Consider the following 12,928-nt stretch of genomic DNA (forward strand, 5'->3'; position numbering starts at 1 on the left):
GAGGATATTGCGGTTACGGTGATGTCGCAAGGCAGCCGCGACCTACGCCCGCACCCCCAACAATAGTGCCCGCACATCCCCCTTCACCTGAAAGCTGACGACCAGCAAATACACGCTCAGAAACGCCGAGCCGAGCATCGCGGCAAGGAAGGCGAGGGCGAGGCCGCCTGCACTGAACCCGTGCCGCCATGCGACCCATAGCGCCGACAAGGTCAGCATGAACATGAAGTCGAGGTTGAACTGGCCGGGCCAGGCCATCTTGGCCATGTCGCCGAAGAACACCGGCAACAGATCGGGGCCGTGGTTCGCGATGACGACGGCGGTGTAGAGGAAGATCGCCAGTCCCATCGCAACGAGGTAGGTCCGGAATCCGGTCATTGTGCGCTCCCGTCGCCAACATTCGCACGATATGTAGCAGACGCTACATCGTGCCGCAACCGTTACAGCGAGGGCATTGCTGAGTCGTCGAGGTCGCCGATCAGGCGGCGGGCGGCGCGGCGGGCGAAGCGCAGGGTTTCGGCGCGGCGGCGCGATGCGGCCAGCGGCACCTGTTCGGGCGCGCGGACGATGGCCGCATCGTAACGGTCGGCGACGATCAGCCCGGCGCGTTCGGGCAGCAATTCGGGCCGGTCGAGCAGCGCCGCGTCGAACCCGGCGGGAATCGCCCAGAAAAACCGGTCGCAATAGTCGAGATACTCGGTCCATTTCGCATCGCCGAGCAGGTCGGCACGCGACACCTTTACCTCGACGATCGTTACCAGCCCCCGGGGACACAGGCCCATCAGATCGGCGCGACGCCCGTTGCCGAGCGCCACTTCGGCCACCGCCAGGCAGTCCTCGCGCGCGAGCAGCCGCGTCGTGCCGCGCACGACATGGGCGGCGATCAGCCGGTCCTGAGGCGTGGCGAGCATCGCCTCAACCTAGAACAGGCCAAGAACGATGCAAGCTGAATTCAACGGTAGAAGACGTGGTTGCCGATCGTCCCGACCCGCGCCATCCGCCAGCCCGGCGCAACGCGGCGGGCGTGGAAGTACAGGGCGTTTTCGGTCGACGAATCCCACAGGTCGTCCTGTGCGATCTTGGCAATGGCAACCGCCGTGCGCCAGTTGCCATTGTCGCGCGAAATCACGGGCAAGGCACCGCCGCGCACGAACGAGAATTGGCCCCGCTGAAGCACGACACCGCAGATGGTCGAGGCAAAGCGGCCCGATTGAGCGCGGTTCAGGATGACATTTGCCACGGCAAGCTGGCCGTCGAGCGGTTCGCCCTTCGACTCGAAGTAAATGGCGGTCGCCAGGCAATTCTGTTCGCGGTCGGCGGTTTCGCCCCCGGCGTGGCGGCGCACCAACGCGGCCAGCGATTCGGCGCGGGGCTCCTCGATAGCAGGCACAAGAGCGGGCGTAACGGCTTCGACTTCGGCCTGGGCCCGGACATCTTCGGGCAGCGGCAGCGTTACCGGGGCGGCAGGCAGCGGATCTGTGGTCACGGCCTGAACCGAAAAGGCGGTTTTGGCGACCGCCGGAAGTTCACCCGATGCCCCAGCGGCACCGAGCGCAAGGGTTGCAAGACCTGCAACCCGGAGAAAATCGAACATCTACAATCTGCACTATGCGGCTGGGCGACCATAAGCCGGGCGAGAAACAAATGCCCCGGTCGGCCCTTCCGACTGCGTACGGCGTGCGGCGGTTCGCTCTTACTTTGCAAACCCAGATCGACACGACTGCGCGTTTATGGATTTTGCCTAGAATGCTGCACTGCAAAAAGTCAATCGTCGCCACTCGTTTCGGCGGCGAAGCGTTCTGCATTCGGGATGTCCAGTTCGACGATCCACAGGTCGGGGTCACGCGCGCGGCGACGGGAAAGCCACGACTCGACCTCTTCGTAATCGGCGTCCGGCTTCGGTCCCACCTCGGCCCAGCCATAGCCGCCATCGACCCCCAGCAGGCGCTCGCGGAACGCCGTCCGCACACCTTTGTCGAGACAAATCAGCAGGATAGACCCCGCCGTCGCATCGCCCTTCGCAACCACCACGGCATTGCCGCCTTCGGCCCCCACCCGCCGGACCAGCGCCGACACCAGCATCGCGCTGGTCAGGCGTGCCGTCATGTCAGGCTCATCGGGCGTAGCCGGGGAGGGTCGACAGCGCGATTTGCGAGCGCATGAAGGTGCCGGTGCCGCGCGCGACTTCCTCGCCATCGGCGTCGACCAGCCGCGCTTCGGCCACGAACACCCGCCGCCGCCCGCTGATCCACCGCCCCTCGGCAACCACCGGCCCTTGTTTCAGGGGCCGGGTGAACAACAGGTTGAAGGCGGTGGTCAGCAGGAAGCGGTCGGTGACCAGGCTGTTCGCGGCATAGAAGGCCGCATCGTCGAGCATCTTGAAATAGGCCGTGCCGTGCACCGCGCCGCCCGCGTGATAGACATTCTCGCCGACATCGAAACGGATCGTCGCTGTCCCCTCGCCAGTGATGCTGAGCGTCGAGGGGAACAGGCGGTTGATCGGCGCGGCAGCGTAGAGCGATTCGAGCGCGCGGTGGTGCGCGGCCGCACCTTGCGAGGCCGGCTCAGGCGGCATCCCGCGTTTCGCCGCCCTCGAACAGCACCCCCAGCGCATCGTCCGAAGACGCCCCGCGCAGTTTCGCAACAAAAGCGCGGTCGCGCAGCGCGCGGCTGACCTGGGCCAGCGCCTTCAGATGATCCGCCCCGGCATCGACCGGCGACAGCAACATGAAGACGAGATCGACCGGCATGTCATCGACCGCCGCGAAATCGATAGGTTGGGCAAGCTGCGCGAAAATCGCGATGACCTTGTCCAACCCGTCGATCTTGCCGTGCGGGATCGCGACGCCGGCACCGAACCCCGTCGAGCCGAGTCGCTCGCGCTCGGTCAGCCGCTCGACGACTTTTTGCTGGTCGATCCCGTAAACCTGCTCGGCCAATTGCCCGAGCGACTGAAAAAGCGGCTTTTTGCCCGACACAGGCAAAGCGGCCACCACCGCGCCGGGCGCGAAGAAGTGGGAAAGTTCGGTCATAGATGTTCCGGATGAAGACGTGTTGACGCGCCCCTTTTCCCAAATCGGTCAGTTAAGCAAGGGCTCGACCCAGCCGATGGTGCCGTCTCCGCGCCGGTAGACCATGTTGAATGCGCCGGTGCCCGCGTTCCTGAACATCAGCGCATTGGTGTTGCGCAGGTCCAGCATCATCACCGCGTCGGACACGCTCGCCTCGGGCACATCGACCCGCGTCTCGGCCACCACCACGGGGTGGTCGCTCGCGACTTCCTCGGCCTCGTCGGCTTCGAACACGGTGTAGCGGGCATTGTCGGGGACCGCTCCTGCCAGCGCATCGCCATTGGGCGCGGCGGGGCCGTTATGGTCCTTCAACCGGCGGACATAGCGACGCAGCTGGCGCTCGATCTTTTCGGCCGCCGCATCGAAGGCGGGATGCGCCTCCATCGCGGTCGCGTGCCCCTTCAGGATCACGCCGTGCATGACATGCGCGACAATGTCGCACGAAAAGCCGTTGTCATGCGGCCCTTTACCCAGCGTCACATTGGCACCGATGGCGCGCGCGAAATATTTGCTGGCAATGCCCTGCATGCGGGTGTCGACATGGGTGCGGAGCGCTTCGCCAGTGGCGACCTGATGCCCGGAAACACGAATGTCCATGTCGACTTCTCCTTGCTACTGAACCACTTCCGCCGCCACCCAGTCGTCGCCTGACGCCCAGACCGGATCGGTCAGCGTCGCGACAAACGCACGGTGGCGGACAATGTCTCCCTCGGACGGCCGGTGCGGGCGCGGACGACGGCCTGAAACCGGTGACGACGGCATCAATGCCGCGACTGCCGGGCGGATCGGCTCGGGTCCGGCCATGTCGAGGCCGATCTGCCGCCCACCGGTCAGCTCGACATAGACCTGCGCGAGCAATTGCGCGTCGAGCAGGGCACCGTGCTGGACGCGGTGGCTGCGGTCGATGCCGTAACGGGTGCACAGCGCGTCGAGGCTGTGCTTGGCCCCCGGGTGACGCGTTTTCGAGATCGCGAGCGTGTCGACGATCCGAGACCGCTGCAGATGCAGCCGCCCGCAACCCCCGAGCTCGGCGTTCAGAAACCCGTAGTCGAACATCGCATTGTGCGCGATCAGCGGATCGTCGCCGATGAAATCGAGCAAATCCTCCACCACATCCTCGAACAGCGGCTTGTCGGCGAGGAATGCATCGCTCAGGCCGTGGATCTGTTCGGCAATGCTCGGCATCGCCATCTGCGGGTTGAAATAGGCGTGGAAGGTGTTGCCGGTCTCGCACCGGTTTACCAGCTCGATGCAGCCGATCTCGACGATCCGGTCGCCCTGGTTGGGGTCGAGGCCCGTTGTCTCGGTATCGAAGACGATTTCGCGCATTGAGACCCGACTATCGGCCTTCGCGTCCCAAGATACAAGCGACGACCTCTGCAACCTGCGCGCGCGTGGCGTCGAGCGGCGCGCCGGTGTCGATGACATGATCGGCGCGTGCGCGCTTTTCGGCATCGGGCAGCTGGCGCGCGAGGATCGAGTCGAATTTTTCGGGTGTCATGCCAGGGCGGGCTAGGACGCGGGTGCGCTGGATCTCGGGCAGGGCGGACACCACGATCACGCTCTCGAGCGCCTGCGCGCCGCCCTTTTCGAACAGGAGCGGGATGTCGAACACAACGAGCGGTGCATCGGCGTGCGCGGCAAGGAAAGCGGCCCGGTCCGCCGCCACTGCCGGATGGACGATACCCTCCAGCCGGGCGAGCGCTGCATCGTCACCGAGCACCAGCGCGCCGAGCTTCTGGCGATCCACGCCCATCGCCCCGGTGGTGCCCGGAAAGGCGGATTCGATTTCAGCGACGAGTCGCCCGCCCGGACCCTGCAATTCATGCACCGCCGCATCGGCATCGAACACCGGTACGCCGAGGTCGCGCAGCATCGCCGCAACGGTCGATTTGCCCATGCCGATGGAGCCGGTGAGGCCGACGGTTTTCATAAGGCCTGCCGCGGACCCCGATCCGGGGTAAGCAACACGCGGAGCTCGGCGTCGTACTGGCGCGGCGCAGGTGCCCCGAAAAAACGCTCGAAAGCCTCGCCGGCCTGACCGATCAGCATCTCCAGCCCGTCGATGGTCGCCAGACCCCGAGCGCGTGCCGCCTTCAGGAGCGGCGTTTCGAGCGGCGCATAGACAAGATCGTAAACCAGCCCATCCGGCATGACATGCCGCTCAAGATCGGGCAGGTCGGGCTGACCCGCCATGCCGAGCGATGAGGCGTTGACGAGAAGGTCGGCAGGCTGGTCGATCGTGCCGTCGAGCGCGGTCGCAGCGCCCGCAGGGACGAGCTCGTCGAGCAGCGCCTGCGCCTTGTCGGCATCACGGTTGAGGATCGTGATCCATGTCGCCCGTCCCGCCAGCGCCGCGAGCACGGCACGCGCGGCCCCGCCCGCCCCGACGACAATGGCATGGTCGAAACGCCTGCCGGCCAGTGGCTCGGCAAATCCCGTCGCATCGGTATTGCCCGCCGCCAGCCCAAGGTCCTGGGGAATGACGACGTTCGCGGCTCCCACCCTTCGCGCAAGCGGGGACAGGTCGCTCACCAGATCCATTACTGCGAGCTTGTGCGGCATCGTAACGTTGCACCCTCGCCAGGCGGCATCGCCCCGCCTTTGGACGAAATAATCGGTGAGCTCGTCCGGACGCACCTGACAACGGCGGTATTCGGCATCGATGCCGAGCTTCTCCAGCCAGAAATTGTGAATGACCGGCGACTTCGACTGGGCGATCGGGTCGCCGATGACCTCGGCATAGGGCCGCGTCATGACGCCAGCATGCCCCGCACGCGCAACCAGCCAAGCAGCGGCAGCAGCGGCAGGCCCATGATCGTCCAGTGGTCGCCGTCGATGCGGTCGAACAGCTGCACGCCCGCGCCCTCGATCCGGTAACCGCCGACGCAGCCCGCGACAGCCGTGCCCTCGCGCAGGACGTACCCGGCGATGAAATCGTCCGACAGTGCGCGCATCGTCATCGTCGCCCGGGCAACGTGCCGCCACACCGGCACGCCATTCTCCGCTGCGACAACTGCGCTGTGCAGCCGGTGCGTGCGGCCCGATAGCGCGCGCAATTGTTCAGCCAGCCCTTCGCCCGGCTTGTCGATCAGCAACCCATCGTCGCGCTGGACCGTCGAATCGCAGCCAAGAACGAGGTCGCCGGGACGGCGCGACGAGATTTTGACGGCTTTGAGTTCGGCAAGCGCATCGGCCAGCCCGCGCCCGTCGAGATGCCTGAGCGCCGCTTTCGCCGCGTCCTCGTCGACGCCCGGCGACACGGCCTCGTGCACAACCCCTGCCGCACTCAGCATCGCGCGCCGTGACGCGCTGGTCGACGCCAGCACCAGCATCAGACGGTGCCGCGCCGTTCGTTGCACAGGTTGATGATTGCGGCCGCTGCTTCCTCGATCGACCGCCGCGTCATGTCGATCACCGGCCAGGCATTGTCGGCAAACATCCGCCGCGCGTACGCCAGCTCTGCCGCGACTTTATCCTCGTCGACATAATCGGTTTCGGGGGCCTGGTTAAGCGACAGCAACCGGTTGCGGCGGATCTGGATCAACCGGTCGGCGCTGGTGACGAGACCGACGACCAGCGGATTTTTGAGGTCGTAAAGCAGCTCGGGCGGCGGCGATTCGACAACGATAGGGATGTTTGCGGTCTTGTAGCCGCGATTGGCGAGATAGATCGATGTCGGCGTCTTCGAGGTCCGGCTGACGCCGGCCAGCACGATGTCGGCCTGTTCCCAATTCTCCCAGCCGATACCGTCGTCGTGCGCAATGGTGAACTGGATCGCATCGACGCGCGCAAAATAGGCCGCGTCGAGCGTATGCTGTCCGCCGACCCGCGCGGTCATCTGTTGGCCGAGCATCGACGACAGCGTATCGGTGACGGCGTCGAGCGGCGCGAGAGCGGGCAACCCGGCCGCCGCGCACATATCCTCGAGCTTGCGCCGCAAACTATGGTTGGCCAACGTGAACAGCACCAACCCGGGGTGTTTGCCGATATCGCCCATGATCCGCTGCAAATGGCCTTCGCTGCGGACCATCGGCCAGAAATGCTTCATCGATTCGACATCGTCGAACTGCGCCAGCGCGGCCTTGGCCACGGTTTCGAGCGTTTCGCCGGTCGAGTCCGACAGCAGATGGAGATGAAGCCGCGCCACGCCGGCCCCTGTGCACAAGTCGCGGGAAAAGCGCAAAGACAGCGGTGCGGGCGGAATCCGGCAGGGTTATCGCCCCCGATGGCTGAATGCCTTTCCCCCGAGTCATGCACAGCCGCATCATTTGCCCGGGCACATGTGGATAACGGGTGCGAATCAGCGCGAATCGGCGGGTATCTGCGGATCGCCACGGGTCAAACTGTTGGCAGAATCCCGAACACCGCATAAACCCCGTCAATCGACGCCCATCAACTCTCATCAACCTTCTCTAAGAATCTAGGATAGGAAGACCGCTTGGCCGACCCGATAAACGTGCCGATCATGACCGTGTTAAACGGCGAAGCGACCGAACGGCCTCCGATATGGTTTATGCGTCAAGCGGGCCGCTACCTCCCCGAATATCGTGCCTTGCGCGCCGAAAAGGGTGGTTTTCTAGACCTTGTCTATGATGTCGAAGCAGCGATCGAGGTCACCCTGCAACCGCTGAAACGGTTCGGGTTCGATGCGGCGATCCTGTTTTCCGACATCCTCGTCGTGCCTTATGCGATGGGTCAGGATCTGTGGTTCGAGGAAGGCGAAGGCCCGCGATTGGCGCCCAAGCTGCTCGATACCTTGCTGGAAAGCCTCACAGCCGCGCCTGAGCGGCTCGAGCCGGTGTTCCGGACGGTTGCAGGGGTCAAGGCGGCTCTGGCCCCTGACAAGGCGCTGCTGGGCTTTGCGGGCAGCCCCTGGACGGTTGCGACGTATATGATCGCGGGGCAGGGGAGCCGTGAACAGGCCGAAGCGCGGCGGCTGAGCTACCGTGAGCCCGAGCGTGTCGCAGCCTTGCTCGATGCGATTGCAGAGACGACGATCGGTTATCTCCGCGCGCAGATCGACGCCGGGGCCGATGCGGTGCAGCTGTTCGACAGCTGGTCGGGGAGCCTGTCACCGCGCCAGTTCGAGCAGATGGTGATCGCGCCGAATGCGAAGATCGTCGCCGCGCTCAAACAATCGCATCCGGACACGCCTGTCATCGGATTTCCCAAGGGTGCCGGCGGCAAGCTGCCTGCCTATGCCCGCGAAACCGGGGTCGATGCGGTCGGCGTCGACGAAACGGTCGATCCCGAATGGGCGCATGCGTCATTGCCGTCAGGCATGCCGGTGCAAGGCAATCTCGATCCGCTGTCGCTGGTTACGGGCGGGCCGCAACTCCACGACGCTGTTGACCGCATCCTGAAAGCGTTTTCGGGCCGCCCGCATATCTTCAACCTTGGCCACGGGATCGTGCCCGACACGCCGATTGCCCATGTCGAAGCCGTGCTGGCGCAGGTGCGGGGCCGCTAGACCATGTTCGACTGGTTCGGCACCGGTATGCTCGGATCGGCCTATCTGTGGGTCAAGGCCGCGCATGTCGTGTTCGTGATCTTCTGGATGGCGGGTCTGTTCATGCTGCCGCGATTCCTGGTCTATCATCAGGAAGCGGCACCCGGTTCGGCGGAGGAAAAACTCTGGGCGCACCGCGAGGCGCGGTTGATCGCCATCATCATGAATCCGGCGATGGTCGCCGTCTGGGCCCTGGGTCTGACGCTGATCGTGAACATTGGCGCATCGGGGGAATGGTGGTTCCGCCTGAAATTCCTGAGCGTCGTCGGTCTCACCTGGTTCCACATGTGGATGGTCGGTTACGCCCGCAAACTGGCGGCGGGGCAGCGCACGGCGTCGGGCCGGACATTGCGGTTGCTCAACGAGATTCCGAGCCTGGCCACCATCGTCATCGTCATTCTGGTGATCGTCCGCCCGTTCTAGAAGCCTTGACTTTCGTGCCGCTCGCGCCGACATCCTCGCCAGCAGCGACGTCCTGTCTGCTGCATCGAGTGCCGGTCCTCGGCGTCCTCGCGCGACCCTTTACGGCGTTGCCTATCTCCCGGAAATACACATGATCCATCTGAAAGAATTGAAGAAAAAATCGCCTGCCGATCTGGTCGAGATGGCCGAATCGCTGGGCGTCGAAAGCGCGTCGACACTGCGCAAACAGGATTTGCTGTTCGCGATTCTGAAAGAGCAAGCCGAAAACGGCGAACAGGTGATGGGCATCGGCACCATCGAAGTGCTGCAGGACGGTTTCGGCTTTCTGCGCTCGCCCGAAGCGAATTATCTCGCCGGCCCCGACGATATTTATGTCTCGCCCAATCAGGTCCGCAAGCATGGCCTGCGCACTGGCGACACCGTCGAGGGCGAAATCCGCGGGCCCAAAGACGGCGAACGCTATTTCGCGCTGACCAAGCTGACCGCCGTCAATTTCGACGACCCCGAAGCGGTACGTCACCGGGTCAATTTCGACAATCTGACGCCGCTCTATCCTGAATCGAAACTCAGCCTCGATACGCTCGACCCGACCGTCAAGGACAAGTCGGCGCGTGTCATCGACCTCGTCTCGCCCCAGGGCAAGGGTCAGCGCACGCTGATCGTTGCCCCGCCGCGCGTGGGCAAAACGGTGATGCTGCAAAACATCGCCAAGGCCATCACCGATAACCATCCGGAAGTGTTCCTGATCGTCCTGCTCGTCGACGAGCGGCCCGAGGAAGTCACCGACATGCAGCGCAGCGTGAAGGGCGAAGTGGTCTCCTCGACCTTCGACGAGCCCGCGACGCGCCACGTTCAAGTCGCTGAAATGGTGATCGAAAAGGCCAAGCGCCTCGTCGAGCACAAGAAGGACGTTGTCATCCTGCTCGATTCGATCACGCGTCTGGGCCGCGCCTACAACACGGTGGTGCCGTCGTCGGGCAAGGTGCTGACCGGCGGCGTCGATGCCAATGCGCTGCAACGGCCGAAGCGCTTCTTCGGTGCGGCGCGCAATATCGAGGAGGGCGGTTCGCTCTCGATCATCGCGACCGCGCTGATCGACACCGGCAGCCGCATGGACGAAGTCATCTTCGAAGAGTTCAAGGGCACCGGCAATTCCGAAATCGTCCTCGACCGCAAGGTCGCGGACAAGCGCATTTTCCCCGCGCTCGACGTCGGCAAGTCGGGCACCCGCAAGGAAGAACTGCTGTTGCCCAAGGACAAGCTCTCGAAAATGTGGGTACTGCGCCGCATCCTCATGCAGATGGGCACCACCGACGCGATGGAATTCCTGCTCGACAAGATGAAGGACTCGAAGACGAACGAGGATTTCTTCGATTCGATGAACTCTTGATCGCCGGGATCGTTACGTCCCCATGCTGACCCTTATGCCGATACTCGCTGCCGTCGCGACCGAACCCATGTCGATGTCGTGGCTGTGGAGCCATATCGTCTCCGACTTCCAGAACATCGGCACGGCGTCGGCCATGACGGCATTCGGCACGGTCGTGCTGCTCGACATCGCGTTGGCGGGCGACAATGCGATTATCGTCGGTGCGCTGGCAGCCGGTCTGCCGCCCGAGCAGCGCAAGAAAGTCATTGCGATCGGCATCCTCGCCGCGCTCCTCTTGCGGATCGTGTTCGCGGTTGCGGTGCTCTACGGCCTCGAACGCTTCAAGGAATACGGTCTTGTCCTCGGCGGCGGCCTGTTGCTGCTGTGGGTCGCGTGGAAGATGTACCGCGAGTTGCAGCCCAAGGGCGCGCCCGGCGGTTCCGACGAAGTGTCGGGCGACGAGCATAGCGGCATCCGCCCCGCCAAGAGCTTCGCCAGTGCCGCCTGGGCGGTCGCGGTCGCCGATGTCTCGATGAGCCTCGACAATGTCCTCGCCGTCGCGGGCGCGGCGCGCGAACACCCCGGCATCATGGTCATCGGCCTGATCCTGTCGGTCGCCATGATGGGGATCGCGGCCAACGTCATCGCCAAATATATCGAGCGCTATCGCTGGATCGCCTGGGGTGGCCTCATCATCATCATCTATGTCGCGGGCAAGATGATCTACGACGGCTGGCACGACTTCGCGCCGACGGCGCAGGCGCTGATCGGCGGCTGAGCGGCTGGCTTGCGGGCCGTCCGTCTTGCCCGCATAACGGCGCGCGAAGGGGACGAACCCATGAAGATCACCGTCGACGTCGATTGCACGCCCGAGGAAGCGCGGCGGTTCATGGGGCTGCCCGACCTGACGCCGGTGCACGATGCCTATATCGGCCAGATGCTCGACGTGGTGAAAACCGGCGGCGTGTCCCGCGACACGCTGGAGGGCATGATGAAAAACTGGATGCCGATGGGCGAAACCGGCATGAAGATGTGGACCCAGCTGTTCGACAATGTGACGGGTGCGGGCAAGAAATAGCACCCTTTGCGCCGCAGGCTTTTGGTCGGTTTTAGCAGAGCGTGGTTCACACGAAGCTCACGAAGGCACAAAGAGGTTCGTCCCCTTTCCTTCGCTCTTCGTCCTTCGCGTCTTCGTGAGCTTCGTGTGAAACAAATCCGATGCCCTGCGGCGCGTCCCAAGTCGTGACGGAGCGACCCACCATCTTTGCAAGATCGACCGGGGCATTGCCTTCGGCGATTGCGATTGTTCGGGTCAGTGGGCCACGTGCGGTGCACGCGCTGTCGGCGCTTTCCGGTCGGGCCGTGCCCGATCCGCGGATGGCTGTGGTGCGGCCGTTGCGGCATCCCGACAGCGGCGCGTTGCTCGATACCGCGCTCATTCTCTGGTTCCCCGGACCCCACACCGCGACCGGCGAGGATCTGGTCGAACTGCACCTGCACGGCGGACGCGCGGTCGTTTCGGCGGTCGAGGCGGCGTTGTCGGAGATCGACGGCTTGCACTCCGCCGAACCCGGCGCCTTTACCCGTCGCGCGTTCGAGAACGGGCGGCTCGATCTCACCCAGGTCGAAGGACTTGCCGATCTCCTTAGCGCCGAAACCGAACGCCAGCGCACGGCGGCGTTGGTGCTGGCCGAGGGCGGGCTGCGCCGCGAAGTCGAACGCTGGCAGGCGCGCCTGCTGCAGCTCGCCGCGCGCGCCGAGGCGCAGATCGATTTTGCCGATGAGGACGATGTCGGGAACGGCGACATGGGGCTGCGGCGGGATTGCGGCGTGTTGGCGGACGAGCTCGGAGCGGCGCTTGCCAACCCGCCCGCCGAACGCCTCCGCGACGGGGTCCGGATCGGCATTGCCGGACCGCCGAATGCCGGAAAATCCACGCTTCTCAATGCGTTGGTTGGCCGCGAGGCCGCGATCGCCTCGCCGGTCGCGGGCACCACCCGCGACGTCATCGAAACGCCGGTCAGCCTGGGTGGCATGCCGGTCGTGTTTGTCGACATGGCCGGATTGCGCGCCACCACGGACGACGCGATCGAAGCCATCGGTATCTCGCGCGCCGAGGCTGCCATCGCGCGCAGCGACGTGTTGCTATGGCTCGGCGAACCGGCGGAGGCTCCTGCAGGCGATCACGTTCTTCGCATCGGGACCAAGAGCGATCTCGGCGGCGCGCGCCTGCCGACCGATCTCAATGTGTCCGCCGTTACCGGGAACAACATGACTGCATTGATCGCGCTGCTCGTCGAGCGCGCGAGTCTCCTCCTCCCCGCTATCGGTAGCCTCGCGCTGACTACGGTCCAGCAGGCCCATATCCGCACAGCCAGCACCGCCTTGACCGGCGCCAGTGTCCAGAGCGACGATGTGCTCCGCGCCGAAGACCTCCGCGCCGCCATGCGCGCGCTCGACCGCATTACCGGTGCCGCCGATACCGAAGCGATGCTCGACACACTGTTCGGTCGCTTCTGCATCGGGAAATGAGTTTCACGTGAAACGGGAGCG

At 64.7% G+C, this 12,928-nt stretch carries 18 protein-coding genes; 6 read left to right on the forward strand and 12 right to left on the reverse strand.

What is annotated here, in order from left to right; all coding sequences use genetic code 11:
- Positions 1 to 42: 42 nt before the first annotated feature.
- The 12 genes from M0209_RS14235 to M0209_RS14290 form a co-directional block, all read right to left on the reverse strand.
- Complete coding sequence (locus M0209_RS14235; protein WP_258888933.1) at positions 43 to 378, reverse strand: hypothetical protein; 336 nt, start codon at positions 376 to 378, stop codon at positions 43 to 45.
- A gap of 62 nt (positions 379 to 440) precedes the next feature.
- On the reverse strand, positions 441 to 911 hold the full coding sequence (locus M0209_RS14240; RefSeq protein ID WP_258888934.1) for an MmcB family DNA repair protein: 471 nt from the start codon (positions 909 to 911) through the stop codon (positions 441 to 443).
- A gap of 41 nt (positions 912 to 952) precedes the next feature.
- A complete protein-coding gene (locus M0209_RS14245; protein ID WP_258888935.1) occupies positions 953 to 1,594 on the reverse strand; it encodes a cell wall hydrolase in 642 nt (213 codons plus the stop codon).
- A gap of 170 nt (positions 1,595 to 1,764) precedes the next feature.
- Positions 1,765 to 2,106: a DUF1491 family protein gene (locus M0209_RS14250; protein ID WP_258888936.1), complete on the reverse strand. Its 342-nt coding sequence runs from the start codon at positions 2,104 to 2,106 to the stop codon at positions 1,765 to 1,767.
- 7 nt (positions 2,107 to 2,113) lie between these two features.
- Positions 2,114 to 2,575, reverse strand: coding sequence for a PaaI family thioesterase (locus M0209_RS14255; RefSeq protein ID WP_258888938.1), 462 nt, complete (start codon positions 2,573 to 2,575; stop codon positions 2,114 to 2,116).
- The gene (locus M0209_RS14260; protein WP_258888939.1) at positions 2,565 to 3,032 is read right to left on the reverse strand and encodes a PTS sugar transporter subunit IIA; all 468 of its coding nucleotides are present in this window, start codon (positions 3,030 to 3,032) and stop codon (positions 2,565 to 2,567) included. The genes M0209_RS14255 and M0209_RS14260 overlap by 11 nt, the downstream gene beginning before the upstream one ends.
- Before the next feature lie 48 nt (positions 3,033 to 3,080).
- Positions 3,081 to 3,668, reverse strand: coding sequence for a ribosome hibernation-promoting factor, HPF/YfiA family (hpf, locus tag M0209_RS14265; protein WP_258888942.1), 588 nt, complete (start codon positions 3,666 to 3,668; stop codon positions 3,081 to 3,083).
- Positions 3,669 to 3,683: 15 nt separating this feature from the next.
- Positions 3,684 to 4,400, reverse strand: a complete 717-nt coding sequence (gene dnaQ, locus M0209_RS14270; RefSeq protein WP_258888943.1) for a DNA polymerase III subunit epsilon — start codon at positions 4,398 to 4,400, stop codon at positions 3,684 to 3,686.
- Positions 4,401 to 4,410: 10 nt separating this feature from the next.
- Complete coding sequence (gene coaE, locus M0209_RS14275; RefSeq protein WP_258888944.1) at positions 4,411 to 5,004, reverse strand: dephospho-CoA kinase; 594 nt, start codon at positions 5,002 to 5,004, stop codon at positions 4,411 to 4,413.
- A complete protein-coding gene (locus tag M0209_RS14280; RefSeq protein ID WP_258888945.1) occupies positions 5,001 to 5,828 on the reverse strand; it encodes a shikimate dehydrogenase in 828 nt (275 codons plus the stop codon). Before M0209_RS14280 ends, coaE begins: the two co-directional genes overlap by 4 nt.
- The gene (locus M0209_RS14285) at positions 5,825 to 6,406 is read right to left on the reverse strand and encodes a nucleoside triphosphate pyrophosphatase (RefSeq protein WP_258888946.1); all 582 of its coding nucleotides are present in this window, start codon (positions 6,404 to 6,406) and stop codon (positions 5,825 to 5,827) included. Before M0209_RS14285 ends, M0209_RS14280 begins: the two co-directional genes overlap by 4 nt.
- On the reverse strand, positions 6,406 to 7,221 hold the full coding sequence (locus M0209_RS14290) for a pyruvate, water dikinase regulatory protein (RefSeq protein ID WP_258888948.1): 816 nt from the start codon (positions 7,219 to 7,221) through the stop codon (positions 6,406 to 6,408). The genes M0209_RS14285 and M0209_RS14290 overlap by 1 nt, the downstream gene beginning before the upstream one ends.
- A gap of 318 nt (positions 7,222 to 7,539) precedes the next feature.
- Between M0209_RS14290 and hemE the strand changes: the two genes are divergently transcribed.
- The 6 genes from hemE to mnmE all read left to right on the forward strand — a co-directional run bounded on the left by hemE (position 7,540) and on the right by mnmE (position 12,907).
- Positions 7,540 to 8,544: a uroporphyrinogen decarboxylase gene (gene hemE / locus M0209_RS14295; RefSeq protein WP_258889654.1), complete on the forward strand. Its 1,005-nt coding sequence runs from the start codon at positions 7,540 to 7,542 to the stop codon at positions 8,542 to 8,544.
- Positions 8,545 to 8,547: 3 nt separating this feature from the next.
- Entirely contained in the window at positions 8,548 to 9,006 is a 459-nt protein-coding gene (locus tag M0209_RS14300) for a CopD family protein (RefSeq protein ID WP_258888950.1), read from the forward strand.
- Between the two features lie 133 nt (positions 9,007 to 9,139).
- Positions 9,140 to 10,396 carry a transcription termination factor Rho gene (gene rho / locus M0209_RS14305; protein ID WP_258889655.1) on the forward strand — a complete coding sequence of 419 codons (1,257 nt, stop codon included), beginning with the start codon at positions 9,140 to 9,142 and terminating at the stop codon, positions 10,394 to 10,396.
- Positions 10,397 to 10,418: 22 nt separating this feature from the next.
- Positions 10,419 to 11,153 carry a YjbE family putative metal transport protein gene (locus M0209_RS14310; protein WP_258888951.1) on the forward strand — a complete coding sequence of 245 codons (735 nt, stop codon included), beginning with the start codon at positions 10,419 to 10,421 and terminating at the stop codon, positions 11,151 to 11,153.
- Positions 11,154 to 11,213: 60 nt separating this feature from the next.
- On the forward strand, positions 11,214 to 11,453 hold the full coding sequence (locus M0209_RS14315) for a DUF6489 family protein (protein WP_258888952.1): 240 nt from the start codon (positions 11,214 to 11,216) through the stop codon (positions 11,451 to 11,453).
- A 140-nt stretch (positions 11,454 to 11,593) separates the two neighbouring features.
- Positions 11,594 to 12,907, forward strand: coding sequence for a tRNA uridine-5-carboxymethylaminomethyl(34) synthesis GTPase MnmE (gene mnmE, locus M0209_RS14320; protein ID WP_258888953.1), 1,314 nt, complete (start codon positions 11,594 to 11,596; stop codon positions 12,905 to 12,907).
- Positions 12,908 to 12,928 lie beyond the last annotated feature (21 nt).

Source organism: Sphingomonas sp. SUN039 (genome assembly GCF_024758725.1).
Taxonomy (GTDB): Bacteria; Pseudomonadota; Alphaproteobacteria; order Sphingomonadales; family Sphingomonadaceae; genus Sphingomonas_O.